The sequence below is a fragment of the Thalassospira sp. NFXS8 genome, assembly GCF_040148805.1.
GTDB lineage: Bacteria > Pseudomonadota > Alphaproteobacteria > Rhodospirillales > Thalassospiraceae > Thalassospira.
The window spans coordinates 418,878-443,211 of the sequence record NZ_JAGEMF010000002.1; the positions used below are offsets into that span (position 1 = coordinate 418,878).

Below are 24,334 nucleotides of genomic sequence, written 5' to 3' on the forward strand. Positions count from 1 at the left end.
ATCAATTTGACGCCCGTTTTGTTATATATGGCTTGCGGGCTGAAAAACATTAGGGGGGGCCGGGATGTGGTGCAATCAAAAACAAAGATCAGGCACTTGCAAGGGCCACGTCACCTTGTTGATTTTCACCAATAACCTTGCCAACCGGGGTGTTGCCACTGGCAGCCAGGATCCAGTCGCGAAAGGCGCGCACGGCAAAGGTGCTTTCCTTTTCTTCGGGATACACAACATAATAGGCATGATGACTGGGGATGCTTAGATCAAACGGGGCGAGAAGACGGCCATTGTCGAGTTCTTCGCGCACCAGAAATTCCGGCATCAAGGCCAGGCCCAGCCCGGCGACGGCGGCTTGGATCACCATGTGAAAATGTTCAAACCGCGGCCCTGCCAGATCATCAACTGCGGGTACACCTGCGGCCATCAACCAGTCCTGCCAGGCGGTGGGGCGGGTGGCGTGTTGCAACAGCGTGCAATTGCGAATGCGGTCACGTGCTATGGGCAAATCGTCGTTGTCTTTTAGCAGTTTGGGCGCACATACCGGGATCAGGGTTTCGCCCATCAGGCGGTGAAAAACGCATCCCGGCCAGTTGGCCTCGCCAAAATGAATGGCGATATCAATTGCTTCCTCGGCAAAGTCAAACGGGCGGATTTGGGTGATCAGGTTTAACTGAATATCGGGCCAGGCGGTGCGAAAATCGCCCAGACGCGGCACAAGCCAGCGCGCGCCGAAAGTGGGCAGGGTGCCCACATTTAACATGCCGCCTTCGCCGCTATAGGCCATGACTTGCAATGTGGCGGCTTCGGCACGGTCCAGAAGGTCGCGGACCTGTGCGGCATAGGCATCGCCCGCCGGGGTAAGTTTAAGACGTTGGCGAATGCGTCGAAACAGATCCCGGCCCAGATATTCCTCCAGCGACCTTACCTGTCGGCTGATGGCACTTTGGGTTACGTTAAGTTCCTGTGCTGCCTTGGTAAAGCTAAGATGGCGGGCCGATGCCTCGAAAAACTGCAGGGCTGTTAAAGACGGTAAAACACGACGCATCCGGGGAACTCCCGCCTCAATACTTCATTCCGAAATGGAATGATATCGTGCCAATATATCGTTTGCGATGCCCTTCGCCAAGGCCTAGCGTGTGAGCGGCCCGGAAAGCGCCCTCGCGCCGCCCGCGTGACGATTGCAAGGTGTTGATTGCGATAAAATGGAAAAATGCGACGTACGGTCTGTCGTTATGTTTCCTGTGGGTATCGCATTTGTCATGGCCTTTAAGGCCCTGTGGTTTGGCCCCACCAACCCTGTGGCATAACTGGCATTGTCACGTCGCAAGTTCGCTTTTCGGGTCGAAAAACATCGGCTATTTTGCAGATCAGCCCCGTTGAAACAAAGCGGGCAGTTAAACAACAAAAATAACGATTTTCAGGAAAACCAATGGTTGTTCCGGTTTCGTTATGTTTATCGGGAAGTTGGCTTTTATGGGTGTAAGTGGCGAGTTTTATGATGTCATTATTGTTGGCGGCGGAGTTATCGGCTGTTCGGCGGCATGGCATTTGTTGGGGCGCAGTGATTTTGATGGCCGGGTGCTGGTGATTGAAAAGGATTCCAGCTATGAATTTTGCTCGACCGCCCTTTCTGCGGCCTCGATCCGCCAGCAGTTTTCAACCCCGATCAATATTGAAATGTCGGGTTATGGCATTGAGTTTTTGCGTAACCTGAAACGCGATGTGGACCCGGATGCGGATGTTTCCCTGCATGAAAAGGGGTATCTGGTACTTGCCACCCCCGATGGCCGCGATATTTTAACCAGTAACCATCAAACCCAGTTAGCCCACGGGGCCGATATTGCCTGGATGGAACCAGGTGAGCTTAAGGCGAAATACCCGTGGATGAGCGTCGATGATTTATCTGCCGGTTGCTGGGGGCGCACCGGCGAGGGCTGGTTTGATGCCTATTCCCTGCTGCAAATTTTTCGTCGTCAGGCCAAGCTGCGTGGGGCGGATATCGTGGAGGGTGAAGTTTCAGCCCTTTTGCGCGACGGTAACCGTGTGAGCGGCGTGACATTGGCCGATGGGCGGCAATTTAGCTGCGGCACCGTCATTAATGCCGCTGGCACCGGGGCGACCAAAGTGGCCCGCATGGCCGGGCTTGATATCCCGGTTGAGCCGCGCAAACGCTGCATTTTTGTTTTTAACTGCCGTGATGCTGCCGATATTGTGGCCACATGCCCGATGCTGATTGATCCAAGTGGCCTGTATTTTCGGCCCGAAGGTGAATATTTTATCACCGGCATTCAGCCCCCGGCAGACCGCGATGGCGAATGTTGGGATTTCGAGGTTGATCACAGCCTGTTTGACGACATCATCTGGCCGGGTCTGTATCAGCGTTGCGAACGGTTTGAAGCGGTTAAAGTGATTAATTCCTGGGCCGGGCATTATGCCTATAACCTGCTGGATCAAAACGCCATTGTTGGTCCGCATCCCGATGTTCCCAATTTTCTGTTTGCCAATGGTTTTTCCGGCCATGGGTTGCAACAAAGCCCGGCTGTGGGCCGTGCGCTGGGCGAACTGGTGGCAACGGGGCGCTACCAAACGCTTGATATGTCGGTGTTTGGCTATGAACGTGTGCGCGACAATGCCCCGGTGCGCGAGCTTAATGTAATCTGACGTTACGATATAAAAACAAGCCTTGTGAAACAGGAAACAGAACGGTTTTGCCTGTGCCGTTCATCCCGGATTTAACTGGAGCCACCGACAATGCCCCGCGATGATATTGCCGTTTCATCCAGCCTTGCGAGCCGACAAAAACAGTCGGTTTCAGCCGGCATTCGCACCTTGCACCCGGTTTATATCGACCGGGGGGAAAATGCCGTGGTTTGGGATTGTGACGGTAAACGTTATCTGGATTTTGTTGGCGGCATTGGCGTTTTAACGCTGGGCCATCGTCACCCGGTGGTGATGGCAAAGGTTGCCGCCCAGCTTGAACGTTTTACCCATAGCTGTTTTAACGCGCTGCCCCATGAACCCTATATTGCCGTAACCGACTGGCTGGCAGATCATTGCCCGATCGAAGGCCCCGCCAAATCGATGTTAACCAATTCCGGCGCCGAAGCGATGGAAAACGCCCTGAAACTGGCCCGCGCCTTTACCGGGCGCAGCAGCGTTATCGCCTTTGACGGTGGCTTTCATGGTCGCACATTGGCAACCCTGTCGCTGACCGGCAAGGTTGCCCCTTATAAAGCCGGGTTGGGGGCTTTGCCCGGAAATGTGCATCATGTGCCTTATCCGTGCCGCGAAGCCGATATATCAGATGCGGATGCGCTCGCCGCAATTGCCCGGATTTTCAAGGTTGTTGCCGAACCGCAATCAATTGCGGCGGTGGTGATTGAACCGGTGCAGGGCGAGGGCGGATTTCGCGCCTGTTCGTCCGCGTTTTTGCAAAGCCTGCGTCACCTGTGCGACCAGCATGGTATGATTTTAATTGCCGATGAAATTCAGTCCGGCTTTGCACGTACGGGCAAATTGTTTGCCATCGAACATGCCGGGGTGTGCCCCGATATTGTGGTGATGGGCAAGGGCATTGGCGGTGGTTTTCCGCTTGCCGCCTTAACCGGGGCGCAAGATGTGATGAGTGCGATGGCACCGGGCGGCCTTGGCGGCACCTATTCGGGTAATCCGGTTGCCTGTGCGGCGGCAACCGGCGTGTTTGATGTGCTGGAAACCGAAAATATTTTGTCCCGGGCCAATCAGTTAGGCCAGCGATATGTGGATCATGTTGAAAAACTGCGCCTGTTGCCAGGCGGACATGTGATTGGCGGCGTGCGGGGCATCGGTGCCATGCGGGCCTTTGAACTGGTCAATGATGACGGTGCGCCGTCGCCAAACCGACTGCAAACTTTATTGCAACTGGCCCGTCAGAACGGGCTATTGTTAATGCCAAGTGGTGAATATGCCAATGTGGTGCGTCTTTTGGCGCCCTTGACCATCCCGTTTGATCAGGTGGATGAAGCGTTCGAAATTATCGGGCGTCTTTTGCCCGCCCTTGCCGATGTGCAATAAGGGCGGTTGGATCCGACAGGACAGTGATGGTTATTTGGCAAATCACCCCAACAGAACCAAAATGAAAGGGAGCTTATTGTGAGCCATGCAAAGATACTGAGCGAACTCGGCCTGACCGATGATGTCATCTCGGGCGGTGCCTTAAAAGTCCAGACTCCGGTGGATGGATCGGAGATCGCCAGCATTGCCGAAACGGACCCGGCAGCGATGGGCGATATCATTGCCAATGCGAAACGGGCATTTGCACAGTGGCGTCAGGTGCCTGGTCCGCGCCGGGGTGAGCTGGCGCGTTTGCTGGGCGAAGAACTGCGCGCCGCCAAGGAACCGCTGGGCCGCCTTGTTGCCCTTGAATGTGGCAAGATCTATCAGGAAGGCTTGGGCGAAGTTCAGGAAATGATCGACATTTGCGATTTCGCTGTTGGTCTGTCGCGTCAGCTTTATGGTTTGACCATCGCGTCCGAACGTCCGGGTCATAAAATGATGGAAAGCTGGCATCCGCTGGGTGTTGTCGGCGTTATTTCTGCTTTTAACTTTCCGGTTGCGGTTTGGTCGTGGAACACGGCACTGGCGCTGGTGTGCGGTAATGCCGTTATTTGGAAACCGTCGGAAAAAACCCCGTTAACCGCCCTTGCCTGCCAGAACATTTTGCAAAAGGCGCTGGATCGTTTTGGTGACGCACCCGAAGGCCTGCATCAGGTTGTGATTGGCGCGCGTGACATTGGCGAAGCCCTGACCGACAGCAATGATGTGGCCCTGGTATCGGCCACCGGCTCCACCCGCATGGGCCGCGAAGTTGGTCCGCGTGTGGCGGCCCGCTTTGGTCGCACCATTCTGGAACTGGGCGGCAACAATGCCATGATCGTTACCCCGTCGGCCGATCTGGACATGACGGTTCGCGCGATTGTGTTTTCCGCTGTTGGCACCTGTGGCCAGCGCTGTACGTCGCTGCGCCGTTTGATCGTACATAAAGATGTCAAAGACGACCTGCTGCCCAAGGTGATTGCGGCGTATAAATCGGTTAAAATCGGCGATCCGCTTGCCGATGGTACGCTGGTTGGCCCGCTGATCGACAAGGACAGTTTCGATAATATGCAGGCTGCCCTTGCCAATGCCAAAAAGGATGGTGGCACCGTGCATGGCGGCGAACGTGTGTTGGCCGACCAATATGGCGATGCCTATTATGTGCAGCCTGCCGTGGTGGAAATGCCGGGCCAGACCGATACGGTCAAACACGAAACCTTTGCGCCGATCCTGTATGTCATGACCTATGAAACGCTGGAAGAAGCCATTGCGCTTCAAAACGGTGTGCCGCAGGGCCTGTCATCGTGCATTTTCTCGACCGACCTTCGCGAAACCGAACTGTTTCTGTCGGCTGTTGGTTCGGATTGCGGGATTGCCAATGTTAATATCGGCCCGTCGGGCGCGGAAATTGGCGGTGCGTTCGGCGGCGAAAAAGAAACTGGCGGCGGCCGCGAATCCGGTTCGGACGCCTGGAAAGGCTATATGCGCCGCGCAACCAACACGATTAACTATTCCCGCGAATTGCCGCTGGCACAGGGCATCAAGTTCGATATCTGATCTGTCTGATCCGGCAGGTTTAACCGCGTAATACCCAAACACCGCCGACATAATTGTTGGCGGTGTTTTGCGTTTTGAATTTTGCATCTGTTTCGACCATTGGCGCGCCCCTGCTGAATTGCAAACAGGGTAATCATCATGCGTAAAGACACCCTTGCCGGTCGGGTTGACGGTGATATTCGCACCCGGCTTGCGACGCTAGCCGACGCCTTTGGCAGAACCCGTCATGCCTCCGTGCGCGATGGCAGCGCGCAAACCATTGCCCATGACGATGTTCTGGCTGAATTTGACCGCCGTTTTCGTGATAAAACTGCGCGATGACGATTGTTTGGGACATCCGGGCTGTTCGGATTTGCACGGCATTCCGGATGACATAGAAGACCGGAATTCTGATGTCGCACTGACAACTTATCGGCTGATTACTGGGTCGGTCAGCCCGATTGATCAGCACCCGTTTATAGGCAGGGTTGCAGGGACAAGAGAGCTGATAATAAATGGCATGCCCTATATGATCGCTTACGATATTGGGCACCAGATCCTTACGATCATTGCCGTTTTGCACATATCGCGCCAATGGCCGGACGGGTTTTTATTTCAGGCATGAAAAAAGCGGCCCCCAAAGAAGGCCGCTTTCATCTTTAACCGGTTATGTCGGGCGATCTGCCTGATTAGGCGAAACGCTCGGCGACATATTCCCAGTTCACCAGATTGTTCAGGAATGCCTTGAGGTAATCCGGGCGCTTGTTGCGGTAATCGATGTAGTAGGAGTGTTCCCACACATCACAACCAAGCAGAACCTTATGGCCGGTTACCAGCGGGTTTTCGGCATTCGGGCTGTTGGTGGTGATCAGCTTGCCGGAGTCTTTATCCTGCACGAGCCAAGCCCAGCCGGAACCGAACTGACCAACGCCAGCAGCGGTGAAGTCTTCCTTGAATTTTTCGACCGAGCCGAAATCTTCAATGATTTTCTTTTCGAGTTCGCCGGGGATGTTGCCACCGCCGTTCGGCTTCATCATTTTCCAGAATTCAACATGGTTCCAATGCTGGCCAACCTGATTGAACAGTTTGCCTTTGGATTTGTCGGCATAGGTAGCCAGAACCAGTTCTTCCAGTGTCTTTCCTTCAAGGCCCGAACCTTCCAGCAGCTTGTTGCCGGTTTCGACATAGGCATTGTGGTGCTTGTCATGGTGGAATTCGAGCGTTTCAGCCGACATATAGGGGCCAAGGGCGTCGTAGGCATAGGGGAGTGCCGGGAGTTCAAGAGCCATGATTACAGTACCTCGAAGTTCATTATCGTTAAACGGTGCGGATCGCACAAAGCTTCCGCAACATATCCCCATTTGGGGTTTGTGTGAAAGTTAAATTGCCGTACAACCTGTTGTTATGCGGTAATTTTGCTTCCTATCCACCCAAATGGAGGGCGAAACTTGTCTGCCCGTTCTATCTAGGTCAAAGTTTGACTTATGCAATGTTTTTTACAAAAGCTTAAAACCTTTGGCTGCAGGGCAGTGTGTTGCCTGTTTTGAGTTAAAACGCGCCGGGATGCCAGGGCGTTCCCGACGCGATCAGAAATTTTACCTGATGGTTATGAAATCGACCGTTTTATTTCGGGGTTGGCCGCATCACACCATTTTCATCACGTTTTAGCGGCCAGGCCTGTTCTGGCAACGGGGCACCCGGGGCATCGGCAATGGTGACGCCATATTTCCAGTCTGCCGGTGCAATGGCGACATAGCGGGCATAGCCGCCGGTGCCGCCCAGGGGTTTGGCAAAGCCAATGGAGATAAGCGCGCCTGATTCCGGCACCTTATCAAGGTTTGCAACCCCTTCGGCCTGGGTGAAATTATTGTGCATCAGCCAATATTCTCCTTCAAGATCGGGGGTCGCGTCGGTATCAAGCGGTTCGTGGCCGTGAAACAGGATGTGCCGTTTGAGGTGCAGGAATTTAAGCGCCTCAAGCCCGACGCCGGGAAACGGCGTTTCATTGAAACTTTTGATGTCGTCCCAGCGTTTATACCAGTCGGAACGGACCATAACGACGGACCCTTCCGGAATTTTTCCGTGTTTTTTCTCCCATTCCTCGATGTCGGAGACATGAAGGAAATAGCCCTGGTCTTTGGCAACCTTGTCGGCAATGTTGATTACCACAAGCGGGCGCAAGCTGTAGGTGGCGGGAAGGTCGCTGATGGTGGCACCCATCGGGTTCCAATGGGCGGGCGGGTCAAGCTGGGTGCCGTACTGGTCGGTTGGCAGGTCATAGGCTGTGGCAACAAACCCGTGGTTTTCGTAGGTAAATTCCTGGCCGACATTGACATAGCCATCAATTTTCTGGCCCGCAATAGCCGCCTTGAATTTGGCATTGCCAAACCCCGGCCATACAGGCTGAACCGGGGCAAAGGCATGGGTCAGATCAATATATTTGGCGTTTTTAAAGGTATTGTCGTAGGCGGACCACAGACTGGTTTTGTCGGCTTGGCCTGTTTGGGCGCAACCGCTGACGGCCAGAAGGGCAGGCAATAGAACTCCGGCCAGTTTTTTTGATATGTGCATCTCATGCTTCCCTGAAAACGTGTTTGAACATGATGTTTTGTTCTTGAACGCAATGCCCCTTGATAAAGGGCTAGCTGATTTGGTTCAGCTTTTCAGGGTATCAATTCACGAAGATGCCAATCGATGCAAGTACCTGTGTGCCGGCATGTTATTCGTGGAAGGTTATTCCTTATAAAGGCTAACCATATTCTGTATGTCGGTTCCCTGACGGATCATCACCCCGTACTCGCCTTTTTGCAGGCTGCTGATATTTAACTGACAGGGGAAACTGCCACAGGTTTTGTTTAGGGCCATGCTGCCATCAGGATAGGTCAGAACGACCTCACCGTTTGGCGCATCGGACTGAATGGTGACCGTATCTGTTACGGCTTTCGGGGCAACCTTGATCGCAGCCAGGGCAGCTGTCGTCACTGACAAAAGACCGATCAGGGCGAGAACCACCGGTTTGCTGCGGAAAGACTTCGACATGAATGTCTCCTCGCAAAATGTTTGTGCGATAACACTGCAGGGTAAACATCATTTTAGTCTGTTCCGGTACCATTGACCGGTGAAACTGCAGGATGCCTGACTGTGCCTTCGAGCCGGAATTGACCCTTGTTTATCGTCGTTGAAAGGTAATATTGCAGGCAATCAAGGGCTATTCGGGGCGCGAATGAGGCAATTCGATGCCATATTTCCTGTTGAAAATGCGAAAAAACCAACAAAAAAGCCTCGCAACGGTTTGATTGCGAGGCTTTTTACCCGGATATTTCGATTTTTGGCAGATTTGCCTTATTTTTTGCCCGATGTCGCATTTTTAGACTCTGTGCCTGGAATTTCTGTGGGTAATCCCTGGTCGGCAATCCGGTTTTACGCGTGCAACATCAAAGCTGGCGGGGCCGCGATTACTGGTTTCATCGCGGTCGTCTGGCTGTGCCAATCAGGGCGTTCTTTGAAACGTCCATCATTGACCCTTGCCGTCGCAATATCACTCGCCCTGATCAGAGAGGGATGGGGGTGGTGCAGAAGCCGTCGAAATTGCAGTGGCAAGGATACGGGTTGCTAGTTCCGGGTCCGGCTGGCCGCAAATGGCAGATACCACAGCCAGCCCCTGGGCCCCGGCTGCAAAAACCGCGCCGACATGTTCCTGTTTTAATCCGCCAATGGCGACAGATGGCAGCGGGCTTTGGCGGGCAAGGTGTGCCAGCCCGTCAAAGCCGATGGCAGGTTTGTGTCCGGGTTTGGTTGATGTCGCAAAAACCGGGCCGATACCGATATAGTCGACAAGTGCCGGGTCCGCTGTGCGCAGCGCGGTCGGGTCTTCGACCGAGAGGCCAAGTATTTTATCCTTGCCCAGTTTTTGCCGGGCAAGGCTGGCGGGCATGTCATCCTGTCCGATATGAAGGCCATCTGCATTAATTACCAGGGCGACGTCGATATTGTCGTTTACAATCAAGGGGACGCCACTGCCAGCCAAAACCGCCATTAACTGATGGCCGACCTTGATCATGGCGTCGGTGCTGGCGGTTTTGTCGCGCAGTTGCACCATGGTAACCCCGCCGCGAAGGGCGGCACGGGCGGTTTCGACCATGGTATGTTCACGGCATAAATCGGGGTCCAGAACCAGATAAAGCGATAGATCAAAGGTCATGACAGGGTTTCAATCCGCGATTTGGCGTTAAGGGCGTTGGCATCCAGCCCATAAAGGGCATCAATGAAATGCACGGCAAAGCTGCCCGGCCCGTTTGCTGTATCGGCAGCAATGGCCCCGGCGGCGGCAAAGGTGGCAAGGGCGGCCACGGTGGCGTTAAAGGGGGCATCCGGGGCAATGGCAACAAAGGCCCCTACCAGGGCTGTTAACGAACACCCCATTGCCGTGATTTTTGGCATTAAATCTGATCCACCATAAATGCGAACCGCGCGGGTGCCGTCGGTGACGAAATCAACGGTTCCCGTTACCGCAACCACGGCATTCCGGCTTTGGGCCAGGGTTGTTGCGGCGTCTTCGGCCTGTTCAACCGGGTCGCCGCTATCAACCCCCTGTCCGGTACTTTTGCCCCCTGCAAGGGCGATGATTTCCGATGCATTGCCGCGAATAATGGCGGGGTTAAGTTCTAAAAGTTCGGCCACGGTATCGCGGCGAAAGGCGGTGGCAAAATGGGCAACCGGGTCCAGCACCCATGGTTTGTTTGCCTGATTGGCACTTTGCGCGGCAGCTTTCATGCCCTCCACCCATTGCGGGGACAATGTGCCGATATTAACCGTTAACGCCCCGGCGATGGTGGCAAATTCGCCGGATTCCTCGGGTGTGTGTACCATTGCCGGTGAAGCGCCCGCCGCCAGCAAGGTATTGGCGGCAAAATTCATTGCGACATAATTGGTAATACATTGCACCAGCGGCGATGTGTCGCGCATTTGGGCAAAAAGGGCAGAAGGTGTGGGGTTGGTGGCATCGTTGGTCATGTTAAGGCTCCAATACAAACATGTCTGGAAACCCAGTTCGAAGCCGGAATGATGGAAAAATGCCGAAAAACAGCATTCGCACCCTCCCTACGCCAGTATGAACTGGATCAGGTTCAACGGGTCACTGCGCTGCGGGTTTTCCGTGTGGCAGTTTCTCAGCCCCCTGTCGGGGCTCCCCTTGGTGAAGATGCAAGATGGGTGTTAAGGCGGGATGTGTCAATCGGCTGTTTACCGGTGGGTGGGCCCGGCCTGATAAATAAATGGCGGCGGAACGATTATGATATCGTTCCGCCGCCAGCATAGGATTGCAAAGGCAGATAACCCGCGCCGTTGCCGGGATCCGGTTTTATTTGCGGCGTTCCATTGCAGCTTTCAGGGCCGCCGCCATGGCATTGCCACCGGCATCACCTGCGGACATATTGGCGCGGTTGTTGCCACCGCCTCGGTTGGCATCACGGTTATTAGTGCCGTTATTGCCTGCCGGGCGACGTTGCGCGCTCCGGTCATTGCTGTTGCGCGCACCTGATGGCTGGCTGCGCTGTTCGCGGCGGTCCTGTGCGCCTTCGTAATCGGGGTCCGATTTCATCGACAGGCCAATGCGTTTGCGCGGTGCGTCAACTTCCATCACGGTCACCGAAACGATTTGCCCAGCCTTGACCACTTCACGCGGGTCGGCAACAAATTTGTCGGCCAGTTGCGAAATATGAACCAGGCCGTCCTGATGCACACCGACGTCAACAAACGCGCCAAAATTGGTCACGTTGGTAACCGTACCTTCCAGCTTCATGCCTACTTTCAAATCCTTGATCTCATTGACACCTTCAATGAATTTCGCGGTTTTGAATTCCGGGCGCGGGTCCCGGCCCGGTTTGTCGAGCTCGGCCAGAATATCGCGGATGGTGGGCACACCAAACACGTCGTCGGCGAATTTTTCCGGGTGAAGCGTTTTAAGGAAGGGCGAATCGCCAATCAGACTGGCAAGGTCGCGGCTGCTTTCGCGGCTGATTTTTTCAACAACCGGGTAGGCTTCGGGGTGAACTGCCGAGGCATCGAGCGGGTTTTTACCGCCGATAATGCGCAAAAAGCCTGCACATTGTTCAAAGGCCTTAGGCCCCAGGCGTTCAACCTTGCGCAAATCCGCACGCGAGCGAAACGCCCCGTTGACATCGCGGTAGGTAACGATATTGCGCGCCAGCCCTTCGCTAAGCCCGGCAACGCGGGTCAGTAGCGGGATGGAGGCAGTGTTAAGGTCAACGCCCACACCGTTCACGCAGTCTTCAACCACGGCATCGAGCGAGCGTGCCAGCTTTGAGTCCGACACATCATGCTGATATTGCCCGACACCAATTGATTTCGGGTCGATTTTTACCAGTTCGGCCAGCGGGTCTTGCAGGCGGCGCGCAATCGAGGCCGCCCCGCGCAATGACACATCAAGATCGGGGAATTCCTCGGCGGCAAATTGCGACGCCGAATAAACCGACGCACCTGCTTCGCTGACAATAACCTTGGTCGCCTTGATTTGCGGAAAGGCGTTTAACAACATGCCTGCAAGCTGGTCTGTCTCGCGCGAATATGTGCCATTACCAATCGCGATCAGTTCGATTTTGTGTTTTGCCGCCAGGGCGGCCATCGTGTTGATCGCGCCCTGCACATCGTTACGCGGCTGGAACGGGTAAACGGTGGCGGTATCAAGCAACTTGCCCGTGGCATCGACCACGGCAACCTTGACACCGGTACGAACCCCCGGGTCCAGCCCCATGGTGGCTTTTTGCCCGGCAGGCGCTGCCAGCAACAGGTCTTTCAAATTGTCGGCAAACACCTTGATCGCATCTTCTTCGGCGCTGTCACGCAAGTTGCCAAACAAATCCAGCTCGATCGACAGGGACAATTTAACCCGCCAGGTAAAGCGCACGGTGTCGGACAGCCATTTGTCGGCGGGGCGGCCCTGGTTGCGAATACCCACATGGGCGGCAATCACGGTTTCGGCCCGGCCCGGTTCGCCGCGCGGGCGGTCTTCGTCTTCGGCGCCCAGGGTTAGTTTAATTTGCAAAATGCCTTCGTTGCGGCCCCGGAACAAGGCCAGTGCGCGGTGCGACGGGCAGGTTTTGATCTTTTCCGAATGGCTGAAATAATCGGAAAATTTTGCCCCTTCGGCTTCTTTGCCTTCAATGACGCTGGCGGTAACTTCGCCGTCATCCCACAAAAGCTGACGCAGGCGGGCCACCAGGTCGGCGTCTTCGGCAAAGCGTTCCATCAAAATCTGGCGTGCACCATCAAGGGCGGCTTTGGTATCGGCAATGCCTTTTTCAGCATCGATAAATTTGGCGACTTCGGTTTCGGGGTCAAGCTGCGGGTTTTGATACAACCCGTCTGCCAGCGGCTCCAGTCCGGCTTCGCGCGCGATCTGGGCTTTGGTGCGGCGCTTTTTCTTGAACGGTAAATACAAATCTTCAAGGCGGGTTTTGGTATCGGCCGCGTTAATGGCCTTTTCAAGCTCGGGTGTCAGTTTTTCCTGTTCGCGGATGCTGTCAATCACCGATGCCCGGCGTTCTTCCAGTTCGGTCAGGTAACGCAGGCGTTCATCCAGGTTACGAAGTTGGGTATCGTCCAGTCCGCCGGTCTTTTCCTTGCGGTAGCGGGCGATGAAGGGCACGGTCGAGCCTTCATTTAGCAATTCGATGGTGGCAAGGACCTGCTCGGGACGGACAGAAAGTTCTTCGGCGATACGCTGGGGGATTGAACGCATGGTTTCTCCTTGGTTTTGCTCGTCCGCTTGAAATAGCGGCTTTCACCCCTGCTGGAAAGAGCCAGTTTGCGGCAATCACAAGGCAGCCATCATAAGCCGGGGCTTGTCGTTGGCCGTTTGCGGCGCTATCTGTTGGGCAGTATTGAAAAATCGCCGCCCTGCGCGGCTTTGATCGGAGGCTCCCATGGCCGGAAAATTCCGCGAAACGGTTATCCATCGTTCAACTGGTTCCGTTCCCAATGCGGCTTCGCCTGCAAACAAGGATGACGAAAAGGCAGCAGATAGCACCGTTGCGGGTGCCAATGATGCGCCTGATATGGCGAAAGAAGCACCGGCTTTATCGCAAGATGCAATTAATGCCCTTGCCGAAGCGAAAGCCTTTCGCGAAGCCGCCCAGCGCGAAATCGGTGGCCCCAAAGGCCCTGAACCCACCCGCTTTGGCGATTGGGAACATAAAGGGCGTTGTATCGATTTTTAATGTCTGCGTTGGCTGATTTGCAATGTGCCTGGGGCTTTGCTCTTAGATTTAGCTAATTCTAAGAGGGCGTTACCATGAAACTGGTAAAAATATACGATGCCAAATCCTAAATCCCAGCTTTCTGCTTTGATTTGGGCGGCAAATAACGGCGAGGATGTGGGAAGTGGCAACCAAGGTGCAGCTTGGTAAATCGCCGTCGATGGTGCCTTTGTTGTTGCATTATGAAGGCTGGATCCAACAGGCAGGGTTTGCGTCATTATCGATCAGTTTTCAACATGCTCGTCTGGCGGGCGGACGGAACATTCTTCGTCGTGACCCGTGTGACCGGATGCTGATTGTGTAAAGCCGGATTGAGTCCCTTGCGCTGATCAGTAAGGACGAAATAATTGACGATTTTGGTGTCAGGGGCATGTGGAATAAAAACGGCGATATTCTTTAACCGGAATATCGCCGTTTGTTCTTTTGATGAGACTTAATTTCCGCGAATGGCCTTGATATTGGGGGCATACTGGCTGGGGCCACCCTTGAAAGTGGCGGAGCCTGCGACCAGAACATCTGCACCCGCTGCGATCACGTCACGCGCAATTTCGGGGTTTACACCGCCATCAACCTCAAGATCGATGTGGCGACCGGTTGCGTCGATCATTTTGCGGATGCGTTTGATCTTTTCAAGCTGACTTGCGATGAATTTTTGCCCGCCAAAGCCGGGATTGACCGTCATGACCAGCACCAGATCAACCTGATCCATCACATATTCAATCACACTTTCCGGGGTCGACGGGTTAAGCGACACGCCGGCCTTTTTGCCCAGAGATTTGATCAGTTGCAGGCTGCGATGCAGGTGCGGGCCTGCTTCGGCATGGATGGTGATGATATCGGACCCGGCATCGGCAAATGCCTGGATATAGGGATCGACGGGTGCAATCATCAGATGCACGTCAAACACCTTGTCGGTGTGCGGGCGCAGCGCCTTGACCACATCGGGGCCGATGGTGATGTTGGGCACAAAATGGCCGTCCATGACATCGATATGGATGTAATCGGCACCTGCGGCGTCAATTGCGGCAACTTCTTCGCCCAGCTTGGCAAAGTCAGCCGAAAGAATGGACGGGGCAATCTTGATGGTGTTTTGCGTTGTCATGGCGCGGCACGGTCCTGATCGAAACACGAATGAAAAAGCGGGAATTTGCGGCTGCTATAACGCAAATTCCCGTCTTTGTCACTTAAACCAGCCTTGATTGGCATTTAGCAGTGCTTATCCGCGCTGTTTTACCAGCCGTGCGCAATAAAACCCGTCCATGCCACCAAGATCGGTCATATGAACCGGTAAAATGCGTAATTCACCGTCGGCTGTTATGGCTTCATCCCAGCCACCCAGTTCGTCAGCTGTAATCGGCTTGCGGGCATAATTGGGGTGGTCGGCCAGAAATGATTTAATCTGAAATTCGCCTTCGTCGGGCTGCATCGAACAGGTGCAATATATCAGCTCGCCACCAACAGCCAGAACCCGGTCAGCCTGAAGCAGCAGTTTTTGCTGGATCGGCAACAGTGATTTCATCAAGGCATCACCCGAGCGCAGCAAAATATCGGGGTGGCGGCGAATGGTGCCAGTCGCCGAACATGGTGCGTCGAGCAAGACCGCATCCGCAATGGGGGCATCGTCAGCAAGCTCGGTGGCATCGCCGGTGACAATTGCGGCACCCAGATCAACCCGTTCAAGGTTTTCATAAACCCGGCGTAAACGCCCTTCGGATTTATCAACCGCAATAGTATTGGCGCCGCGGGCCGCCAACTGCATGGTTTTACCGCCAGGGGCAGCACACAAATCGTAAATGGTTTTGCCTTCATAGTCGCCAAACAGTGTGGCGGGAAGGGCCGCAGCGGCATCCTGCACCCACCATTTGCCGTCTTTATAACCGGGGAGATCGCGGATACGCTGGCCGCTTTCAAGGCGGATCGTGCCGGTGGGCAGCAGGATGCCACCCAGTTTTTCGGCCCATTGTGCGCGTTCTTCGCCGTCGCGTACGGAAATATCAAGTTTGGCGTAACCAAGGCTGGCACGCGCGATGTCGCGTGCGCGATCTGCCCCATAGGTTTTTTTCCACACACCGCGCAGCCAGGCCGGAATGTTTAACTGCCAGTCTTCGACGCCTTCAGGTAATTCATAGCCATCGCGTTGCAGGCCACGCAGCACCGCGTTCACCAGTTTGACATATTTATGCAAACCGGCATCACGTGCGAGATTTACCGTGCTATCAACAGCGCCATGTTCAGACACATCCATAAAAAACAACTGGGTCACACCCAGACGCATGATGTTGGTCAGGCGGTTCGCGGTGCGGTCCTGCGGCGGGTGATAACGCGGGGCAAGAATGGCATCAATTTCGCCCAGATGGCGCAGGGTGCTACCCAGGAGCTGGCGCAGAAAATTACGGTCCCGTGAGGGCAGGCCATAACCGTGTTTTGTCAGCAGTTCATCAAGGGTGACCTCGCCGCCACGCAATTCCTGCAGGGTTTTAAGGGCCAGCATACGCGGGTCTACGGCCACAGGGGTACTGGTGGCGCGACCATTGGCATTGCGGTGGTCAGGGCGGTTTGAACGGCTTTCACGCACGGAAGGGTTTCTCCTTGAACAATATAACAGTGTAAGTAAGCGCGATGATCGGGGGTGTAAAGCGTCTTGCCCGCAATTCAGCCCTGTCACACCGATGGTTTAGGTGGAAAAAGCGAAAAACCTTGCGGTTGAAGGTTGGCATCGCTAATCCAGAAATCAAATCTTACTTATGAACGGGTCTGTTTAATGTCATTTGCTGCCCTTGCCGGTTTTTCAGGTGGATTGCTGATTGCTGCGTTGCTGCTGACCGGGATTGTTTTGCGCTATTTACGCCATAAAGCGATTCTGGACATGCCGAACCATCGATCCAGCCATGCCGTTCCAACCCCGCGCGGGGGTGGCCTTGCGGTGACGCCACTGGTGTTATTGATGGTGGCCGGGGTGACGATCTGGTTTGGGGATGCGGGTTGGCAGCGCTGGCTGATGCTGGCGGCCGCCCTTGGTCTGGCAGCCATATGCTGGATGGATGACCGCCACGATTTGTCGGCACGTTTGCGTTTCGGGTTTCAGTTTGTTGCCGTTATTTGCGGGATCACAGCCCTGAGCGGCCCGGTTTTGCAAGGATTGGTACCCCTGTGGCTGGATCATGTTCTGGTCGTGCTGACGTGGGTGTGGTTCGTAAATCTGTTTAATTTTATGGATGGCATAGACGGTATTTCCGGGGTTGAAGCCGGGTCGATCGGCGCAGGGGTGTTTGTGGTTGCCCTGTTGGCTTTTACCCCGGTTTTTGTTGACCTTGGTGTTATCGGCCTTGGTATTGTGGCGATCGTGCTGGGGTTTTTGATTTGGAACTGGCACCCGGCCAAGCTGTTTTTAGGGGATGTCGGGTCTATCCCGCTGGGTTATGTCCTGGGCTGGTTGTTGCTGGAAGTGGCAGCACGCGGTGCATGGTTGCCCGCGCTGATATTTCCCGCTTATTATTTGTTTGATGCGACCTTTACCCTTGTGCGCCGGGGCGTACGGGGGGAAAAAATATGGCAGGCACACCGCCAGCATGCCTATCAGGTGGCAACCGGGCGCGGCATGAGCCACGGGACGGTTGCCTTGTTAATCCTGGTGGCAAATTTGTTTTTGATTGCGGTTGCTTTTATGGCATTGCCGGTTGAGCTTGACGGGGCGATTACCCGTTTGGTGCTGGCACTGGTTGTTGTATTGTTACTGGTCGGGATTTTGCGGTATTGGCCGGTTAAAAAGGCTGATGGCCTGGTCGGGAAATAACCTGTCAATATACCACCTGTGCTTGACTTGCCCCCGGCTGGGCGCGAAAAGATCGAGCTAGGATAATATACAAATAAGTCAGCCGCATATTTCCCTGGAAATGAGGCGGCGCACCGGCAACTGGTTTGGGACATTTATGTGGCGATTGATACAGCGTAGCAAAGTGGCGTTTGCTCATGACGTGATCATGGCAGCAATTTCATTTCCGCTGGCGTTATATTTGCGCGTTGGCGATGCCCTGCCTTATTTTGTGCCGCAAAACATGGTTCTGGCAACGCTTGGTTTTGCGGCTCTTGCCGGCTGTATTTTTTGGTTGTTCGGGCTTTATCGCGGCATTTGGCGATATGCGTCGTTAAATGACCTGTCGCGTATTGCCAAGGCGGTGACATTGGCAATTGCTGTGTTATTTGCCGTTCTGTTTTTAACCACCCGGCTAGACTGGTTGCCACGCTCGGCGCCAATTATTCAGTGGTTTTTGTTGATGGCGCTGCTGGGTGGGCCGCGCCTGTTGTATCGTGTGATCAAGGACCGGTCGGTATCGCTTGCGATGGCGCGCCAGGGCGAAAGCCGCATTCCGATTTTGTTGATTGGGGCAGGGGATGAATCCGAAGCCTTTATTCGCGAAACCCGCCGATCTGCACTTGCACCGTTTGAAGTTGTTGGCATTGTTGGCCTGACCGACGGGCGCGTGGGCCGCAACATGCACGGGGTCAAGGTTTTTGACACGGTTGATAACCTTGAGACGACCCTTGATAAGCTGGAAAAATCGCGTTTTGATCACCGTCCGCGTAAGCTGGTATTAACCGGTAATGCCCTGCGCCATCCTGATGTCGGGAAGTGGGTGGAAATTGCCGACCGGCGCGGGCTGGTTTTATCGCGTTTGCCCAAATTGGGTGATTTGCGCGACGGCGTTTCCGACCCGCTGCAAATTCGCCCGGTGGCAATTGAGGATTTGCTGGGAAGGCCCGAAGCCCGGCTGGACCGGGACAAGGTGCGCGATATGATCGCCGGGCGCCGGGTTCTGGTAACCGGGGCGGGCGGGTCTATTGGCTCGGAACTGGTGCGTCAGATTGCCAGTTATGGCCCGGCACATATTTGCCTGTTCGATGCGGGTGAATATAACCTGTATGAAATCGACATGGAGATGTCGGAAAAACATCCCGACCTGTCACGACATAGTGTTTTGGGTGATGTACGGGACCGGGTGCGCCTGGACCAGGTTTTTGCCGTTGAAACCCCCGATATTGTGTTTCACGCTGCGGCCTATAAACATGTGCCGCTGGTGGAACATAACCCCAACGAAGGCATTTTAACCAACACCATCGGAACGCATAATGTTGCCGAGGCGTGCCGGGCGGCTGATGTTGAAACCATGGTTTTGATTTCAACCGACAAGGCGGTAAACCCGGCCAATGTCATGGGCGCGTCAAAGCGGCTGGCGGAATGTTATTGTCAGGCGTTGGAAACCCTAAGCGATGAGTTGCGTGGTAAAACCCGGTTTGTGACGGTACGGTTTGGCAATGTTCTGGGCTCGACCGGGTCGGTTGTGCCGCTGTTTCGCCGCCAGCTTGAAGCAGGTGGGCCCTTAACAGTGACCCACGAAGGTATTACCCGCTATTTCATGACCATTGCCGAGGCAGTGGAGCTGGTGTTGCAGGCGGCCGAAATGGGCCGCCAGGGCATGACGGCAGGGGGCAAGATTTTTGTTCTTGATATGGGCCGTCCGGTAAAAATCGTTGATCTGGCACGGCAGATGATTTTGCTGGCCGGGTTGCGCCCTGATACCGATGTGAAAATTAAAGTAACCGGTCTGCGGCCGGGCGAAAAACTTTATGAAGAACTGTTTCATGATTCTGAACCTCCGCAGCCTACGGCTACAGAGGGTGTGTTGCTGGCTGCGCCGCGTGTGCTGGATTATGGCCTGATTAAATCGGTGCTGGAGCAATTGGCCGAAAGTGCACAGGCGCGCAATTCGCAGCGTACGCTGGAACTGATTTCACAACTGGTGCCGGAATTTCAGCCCCCTGAAATCAGTGTCAGTTCGATTTTGGCCGAACAACAGGCCGAAATTGCCAATCGTGCTGTCGATGCCGGATAAAACCGGTTTGCCTGAAAAAAGGGCAGGTTTCATTTGTGCCGACGAGATAGCCGCCTTGCAACAATTCGGGGTCCACATTTGGCCTGTTGCGTGCTATTGCTCCGCCCGAAATCGGACCGGGCCCATTAATGATGTGTGTTTGCCGAAATTGCGGAACCATCATTAATGCGCCCGGGCCATGTTCCTGTTTCCGTTCCTGCATGAAAGCGAAGCCACGATGACAGCCCGTATTGCGCGCGCGCTTATTTCTGTTTCCGATAAAACCGGCCTGGTTGAATTTGCCAAATCCCTTCACGAACAGGGTGTTGAAATTCTTTCGACCGGTGGTTCTGCCAAAGCCATTGAAGCGGCTGGTATTCCGGTTAAGGAAGTTGCCTCTCATACCGGTTTTCCTGAAATTATGGATGGCCGTGTCAAAACCCTGCATCCGAAAATTCATGGTGGCCTGTTGGGCCGTCGTTCTGTTTCCAGCCACATGCAGGCAATGACGGATAACGACATCACGCCGATCGATCTGGTGGCCGTTAACCTGTATCCGTTCGAGGAAACCGTTGCCAAAGGTGCCGATTATGACACCTGCATCGAAAATATCGATATTGGCGGCCCCGGGATGATCCGTTCTGCCGCCAAAAACCATGAATCGGTAACGGTTATTGTCGACCCGGCCGATTATGACCGCGTGGTTGCCGAAATGGGCGACAATGCAGGGGCAACCACCTATGAAACCCGCCGTGCGCTGGCCGCCAAGGCCTATGCCCGCACCGGGGCCTATGATGCGGCGATTTCAACCTGGTTTGCCGGTCAGCTTGGTGAAACCTTCCCGCAGCGTTTGAATGTTTCGGCTGAACTGAAACAGACCCTGCGTTATGGCGAAAACCCCCATCAGCAGGCGGCATTTTACACCAATGGCAAAAACCGCCCTGGTGTGGCAACGGCAACCCAGCTTCAGGGCAAGGAACTGTCATTTAATAACTTGAATGATACCGACGCTGCCTTTGAACTGGTTTCCGAATTTTCCGAAAAACCGGCTGTTGCGATTATCAAGCACGCCAATCCGTGTGGTGTTGCCGAAGGCGAAACCCTGATTGAGGCCTATCACAAGGCTTTGTCATGCGATCCGGTATCGGCATTTGGTGGCATCATTGCTGTTAACCGCACGCTGGATGCCGCAACGGCCGAAGAAATCGCCAAACTGTTTGCCGAAGTCGTGATTGCACCGGATGTAGACGATGCTGCCAAGGCTGTTCTGGCCGCGAAAAAGAACCTGCGTGTTCTGATCACGGGCGGCATGGCCGACCCGGAAGCCGAAGACATGACCCTGCGTTCGCTGGCAGGGGGGTATCTGCTTCAGAACCGCGATGCAGGCCGCGTAAAACGTGAAGAGCTGAAGGTTGTTACCAAACGCGCCCCGTCCGATCAGGAACTGGATGATCTGTTATTTGCCTTCCGTGTGGGCAAACATGTGAAATCAAATGCCATTGTCTATGTCAAAGAAGGCAAGACCGTTGGCATTGGTGCTGGTCAGATGAGCCGTGTTGACAGCTCGCGCATTGCCGCATGGAAAGCTGAAGAAGCCAGCAAAAATGCCGGTGAAGAAACCGTGCGGACCACAGGCTCCGTCGTTTCCAGCGATGCCTTCTTCCCGTTCGCCGATGGCCTGCTGGCCGCGGTGAAGGCTGGTGCAACGGCGGTGATTCAGCCCGGTGGGTCGATGCGCGATCAGGAAGTGATCGATGCCGCCGATGAAAATAACATCGCGATGGTCTTTACCGGCATGCGCCATTTCCGGCATTGATTTTAATTTTTAATAAGAATAATATCTAAAAAATGGCCCTTCATTATTGTGGGGTCATTTTTTATTTCGAAAAATAAAGTCAGTCGTGGCTTAATATTTTCTGGAAAATGAGAAAAAATCATGTAGGGTTTTAGACATTGCTACGCGTTTTGATTGCGGGAGATAACTAGGGGGTGGGGATGTCAGAGGGTTACGGAGAGATTTTTTTATCGCATTCTAGTTCTGATAAAGAATTCGTTGAGGAAATATATAATCGATTGGATGTGTCAAATACTTTTTACGATATAAAAAGTGTTTATCCTGGACAGTCGTTTTTGGACGCCATGAAGAGTGCTAATTCGACGAAGAATGTATTTGTTCTGTTCCATTCTCCTAATACAGTTAATACATGGGTGGAGTATGAGAGGGATTTAGCTGAAATAAATAAAGCTTCAAGGCGTGGGAGAGTTTTAATTGTTCCAATAGGAGGGGAAAACTATCATTCTTTGCCAGACTGGATGCAAGAATTTATGACTTGTACTGAAGAATTTTCTGTGTCCGATATAGTGCGGCAAATTTTATTTTTACAAAACGAAATAATATCTGAAGTAAGTCACGAGCGTCATGTCTTCATAGGAAGAGAAGAGCTTTGTCGTCAATTTCATCTTAAATCTGTAAAAAATCTCCAAGCTACCGGTGCTCCTCTTCAGCACGTTGTTATAGCAGGGCTTCCTGGAATGGGAAGAACTTCTGTCGCCTCAGAGTTTACGAGAAAAACCTTTCATAGTATGAGGCCAGCTGGGCCGGTTTTTGATCTTCCTGATATGGCCGAGGCGATTGATTTCTATTTGGCTTTATTGCAAGATATTAAAGGTGCAATGTCAAAGGAGGAACTGGAGCGCCAAATTGATTGTTTTCAAGGTATGGAAGAAGAACAGCAAGCGCAATTCGTTTATGGCTTGTTCAAGCATTGGGCGTTAATAAATCAGCCGGTTGTTGTTAAAACTAGAAAAGGGTTGCGTGATAGGTCGCGTAACATGAAACCTTGGTTTTCTCATTTTTTAGAAATTTCTAAGTCCACTCCATCTTTAAGAGTTATATACATATCAGATCGACGTCTTCCAGATGAGTCAGCTTTGAACTTTGAGAATTTGGCTCAGTTCCATGTTGGAGAGCTTTCTGATTCTGATATACAGTATTTACTCGGTGAACTGATAGAAGCGCGGTATTATGATTCTGGAAAATCTGAAGCCTTGTCTCGTCACATACATGGGCACCCGGCTACGGCTCATTATGCAGCAAAACTTATCAATACTGGGAAAAATTTAGACACGCTTAATGAAAATCCAGAGCCAATATTTGCTTTTCAAGAAAGAGTTCTTGGTATTATTCTTTCATCAGAAATGCTTTCAAATGTTCAAAAGAAAATAATAGCATTGCTTGGAATATTTCCGATATTGTCCTTTGGGATTATGTCGAGAGTGGTTAACGTACCCAGAAAGGAACTTTCTGAAGAAATCTGGGATTTACAAGAAAGTTCCCTCATTGCAGCGGCAGGTGCAGAATATTTTAGTAGCCCAGGAATCGTGACCTACCGTTCTAGGAAAGAGCTATATAAATTCGGCATGGAGCTTTTTCAAGAAGTAAAAAGAATAATTGAGGAAGATATGTCTCAAGGTAAGCTGGATGCTCAATTGATTGATGCCTTGTTACTTGCTAGTCTTGAAGAAGCTGGAAAAATACCTGATGAGTTATTCGAATTGGTGACGAGCTCATCGCTTCTTTCAATGGTTACATCGCGCTTTTCTCGTGCTCGAGAAATGCCAAAGGGAGCAAAAGAGGTTTTTTTAAGTGCTTATAACCTCTCTAAACTAGCGCTTAAGATGAAGGCTTCGGATGATTCCTTAGAGCATATATTGTTTACTGGAGGTGATAGTGCAATCAGAGCTGGTGTTTACCCATCTGATATTATTGAAAAAATGCGTAACTCGTCGTTTTCATCTGTTTATTATTTAGAAGGTAGTTATGCATTTTATGTTAAGAAGGACAACAACGAAGCCGTAGTTAATCTAAATAAATCTTTCCAAATGAAGCATTTTAAATTAAGAAATGCTCGGCTTTTGTCTAGGGCCTATATTAGGATGCAACGTTTTTCTGATGCTCTTGAGGTTATTAATAGTTTACCGGATTGGCAAATCGAACGTGAAACTGGTCTCATAGTTCAGAAAATTCGGGCATTACGAGGGATGCGTAGCCATAAAGAAGCTTCTGAATTAGAGAAAAAGATTTTAGGAAGAGATGATGAATATGGTGAAATATATATCTATAATGCGGGAAAAGCAATTCGCGAAGGAAGATTTGATGACGCGCTTGGTTTTTTGAAAAAAGCGGAGACTTCTCCAAAAGCTAATCAGTTTAGTTTGCAACTTTTAAAGTGTGCAATTTTGATAGAGCAAGGAGATGCATCTCTTCTGCCATTTGTTGTGGAAACAGCTAATTCTGTTAATAGGAAATATGATGCTCTGCAATTGCAAGCACGACATGCTGTTGTTAGAGGTCAATGGAGAGATGCGGAGAAATTTCTCTCTAAAATAGATAAGAAAGATTTCTTTGATCTTCAAATAGAACTAAGGATGTTAAAGCAAAAAATAGAAGATAAAGATATTAAAATAGATGTTTTATCTTATGCTGAATGCCAAAAAAGAATTGAGAATGTTAGTCGTTTGAGCACGTCCTCTTTAGAAGGATATAGAGATGCTTAGAAAGTTTATTCGTTACATCAGGAG

20 protein-coding genes and 1 riboswitch are annotated in these 24,334 nt (G+C 52.7%); of the genes, 11 read left to right on the forward strand and 9 right to left on the reverse strand.

Going from position 1 to position 24,334, the window contains the following annotated elements:
• Nucleotides 1-88 precede the first annotated feature (88 nt).
• On the reverse strand, nt 89-1,042 hold the full coding sequence (gene gcvA, locus J4E05_RS11240) for a transcriptional regulator GcvA (RefSeq protein WP_349595495.1): 954 nt from the start codon (nt 1,040-1,042) through the stop codon (nt 89-91).
• A 428-nt stretch (nt 1,043-1,470) separates the two neighbouring features.
• On the opposite strand from gcvA, the gene J4E05_RS11245 reads away from it, so the two are divergent.
• The 5 genes from J4E05_RS11245 to J4E05_RS24075 all read left to right on the forward strand — a co-directional run bounded on the left by J4E05_RS11245 (nt 1,471) and on the right by J4E05_RS24075 (nt 6,232).
• Nucleotides 1,471-2,658 carry an NAD(P)/FAD-dependent oxidoreductase gene (locus J4E05_RS11245; protein WP_349595498.1) on the forward strand — a complete coding sequence of 396 codons (1,188 nt, stop codon included), beginning with the start codon at nt 1,471-1,473 and terminating at the stop codon, nt 2,656-2,658.
• 90 nt (nt 2,659-2,748) lie between these two features.
• Complete coding sequence (locus tag J4E05_RS11250) at nt 2,749-4,050, forward strand: aspartate aminotransferase family protein (RefSeq protein ID WP_349595501.1); 1,302 nt, start codon at nt 2,749-2,751, stop codon at nt 4,048-4,050.
• A 78-nt stretch (nt 4,051-4,128) separates the two neighbouring features.
• Entirely contained in the window at nt 4,129-5,628 is a 1,500-nt protein-coding gene (amaB, locus tag J4E05_RS11255; protein ID WP_349595504.1) for an L-piperidine-6-carboxylate dehydrogenase, read from the forward strand.
• Nucleotides 5,629-5,766: 138 nt separating this feature from the next.
• A complete protein-coding gene (locus J4E05_RS11260; protein WP_349595506.1) occupies nt 5,767-5,949 on the forward strand; it encodes a hypothetical protein in 183 nt (60 codons plus the stop codon).
• Nucleotides 5,900-6,232, forward strand: a complete 333-nt coding sequence (locus J4E05_RS24075) for a type II toxin-antitoxin system RelE/ParE family toxin (RefSeq protein ID WP_503012344.1) — start codon at nt 5,900-5,902, stop codon at nt 6,230-6,232. Before J4E05_RS11260 ends, J4E05_RS24075 begins: the two co-directional genes overlap by 50 nt.
• A 64-nt stretch (nt 6,233-6,296) precedes the next feature.
• Here J4E05_RS24075 and J4E05_RS11265 read toward each other — a convergent pair whose 3' ends face one another.
• The 6 genes from J4E05_RS11265 to J4E05_RS11290 all read right to left on the reverse strand — a co-directional run bounded on the left by J4E05_RS11265 (nt 6,297) and on the right by J4E05_RS11290 (nt 13,366).
• On the reverse strand, nt 6,297-6,896 hold the full coding sequence (locus J4E05_RS11265) for a superoxide dismutase (RefSeq protein WP_349595509.1): 600 nt from the start codon (nt 6,894-6,896) through the stop codon (nt 6,297-6,299).
• Nucleotides 6,897-7,230: 334 nt separating this feature from the next.
• Nucleotides 7,231-8,178 carry a cyclase family protein gene (locus J4E05_RS11270; protein ID WP_349595510.1) on the reverse strand — a complete coding sequence of 316 codons (948 nt, stop codon included), beginning with the start codon at nt 8,176-8,178 and terminating at the stop codon, nt 7,231-7,233.
• A gap of 162 nt (nt 8,179-8,340) precedes the next feature.
• A complete protein-coding gene (locus J4E05_RS11275; RefSeq protein WP_246832904.1) occupies nt 8,341-8,646 on the reverse strand; it encodes a hypothetical protein in 306 nt (101 codons plus the stop codon).
• A 499-nt stretch (nt 8,647-9,145) separates the two neighbouring features.
• Nucleotides 9,146-9,808 (reverse strand): thiamine phosphate synthase, encoded by a 663-nt coding sequence (gene thiE, locus J4E05_RS11280; RefSeq protein WP_349595514.1) that lies wholly within the window; start codon nt 9,806-9,808, stop codon nt 9,146-9,148.
• Nucleotides 9,805-10,620 carry a hydroxyethylthiazole kinase gene (gene thiM / locus J4E05_RS11285; RefSeq protein WP_349595517.1) on the reverse strand — a complete coding sequence of 272 codons (816 nt, stop codon included), beginning with the start codon at nt 10,618-10,620 and terminating at the stop codon, nt 9,805-9,807. The genes thiE and thiM overlap by 4 nt, the downstream gene beginning before the upstream one ends.
• A 67-nt stretch (nt 10,621-10,687) precedes the next feature.
• Nucleotides 10,688-10,809: riboswitch (TPP riboswitch) on the reverse strand.
• Nucleotides 10,810-10,966: 157 nt separating this feature from the next.
• Nucleotides 10,967-13,366 (reverse strand): Tex family protein, encoded by a 2,400-nt coding sequence (locus J4E05_RS11290; protein ID WP_349595520.1) that lies wholly within the window; start codon nt 13,364-13,366, stop codon nt 10,967-10,969.
• Between the two features lie 184 nt (nt 13,367-13,550).
• Here J4E05_RS11290 and J4E05_RS24080 point away from each other — a divergent pair, with 184 nt between their 5' ends.
• Both J4E05_RS24080 and J4E05_RS11300 read left to right on the forward strand, forming a co-directional pair.
• Nucleotides 13,551-13,844, forward strand: coding sequence for a DUF1674 domain-containing protein (locus tag J4E05_RS24080; RefSeq protein ID WP_246832903.1), 294 nt, complete (start codon nt 13,551-13,553; stop codon nt 13,842-13,844).
• Nucleotides 13,845-14,007: 163 nt separating this feature from the next.
• Nucleotides 14,008-14,187: a PIN domain-containing protein gene (locus J4E05_RS11300; protein ID WP_349595523.1), complete on the forward strand. Its 180-nt coding sequence runs from the start codon at nt 14,008-14,010 to the stop codon at nt 14,185-14,187.
• Nucleotides 14,188-14,316: 129 nt separating this feature from the next.
• Here the strand turns inward: J4E05_RS11300 and rpe are convergent, their stop codons facing one another.
• Both rpe and J4E05_RS11310 read right to left on the reverse strand, forming a co-directional pair.
• The gene (gene rpe, locus J4E05_RS11305) at nt 14,317-14,985 is read right to left on the reverse strand and encodes a ribulose-phosphate 3-epimerase (RefSeq protein WP_085590026.1); all 669 of its coding nucleotides are present in this window, start codon (nt 14,983-14,985) and stop codon (nt 14,317-14,319) included.
• Nucleotides 14,986-15,099: 114 nt separating this feature from the next.
• A complete protein-coding gene (locus J4E05_RS11310) occupies nt 15,100-16,458 on the reverse strand; it encodes an RsmB/NOP family class I SAM-dependent RNA methyltransferase (protein ID WP_246832902.1) in 1,359 nt (452 codons plus the stop codon).
• Between the two features lie 186 nt (nt 16,459-16,644).
• On the opposite strand from J4E05_RS11310, the gene J4E05_RS11315 reads away from it, so the two are divergent.
• The 4 genes from J4E05_RS11315 (at nt 16,645) to J4E05_RS11330 (ending at nt 24,310) form a co-directional block, all read left to right on the forward strand.
• Nucleotides 16,645-17,676, forward strand: coding sequence for an MraY family glycosyltransferase (locus J4E05_RS11315; protein ID WP_349595527.1), 1,032 nt, complete (start codon nt 16,645-16,647; stop codon nt 17,674-17,676).
• A gap of 187 nt (nt 17,677-17,863) precedes the next feature.
• A complete protein-coding gene (locus tag J4E05_RS11320; protein ID WP_349595530.1) occupies nt 17,864-19,774 on the forward strand; it encodes a polysaccharide biosynthesis protein in 1,911 nt (636 codons plus the stop codon).
• A gap of 178 nt (nt 19,775-19,952) precedes the next feature.
• Nucleotides 19,953-21,569, forward strand: a complete 1,617-nt coding sequence (gene purH, locus J4E05_RS11325) for a bifunctional phosphoribosylaminoimidazolecarboxamide formyltransferase/IMP cyclohydrolase (protein WP_349595532.1) — start codon at nt 19,953-19,955, stop codon at nt 21,567-21,569.
• Nucleotides 21,570-21,748: 179 nt separating this feature from the next.
• On the forward strand, nt 21,749-24,310 hold the full coding sequence (locus J4E05_RS11330) for a TIR domain-containing protein (RefSeq protein ID WP_349595535.1): 2,562 nt from the start codon (nt 21,749-21,751) through the stop codon (nt 24,308-24,310).
• The last annotated feature ends 24 nt before the right edge of the window (nt 24,311-24,334 follow it).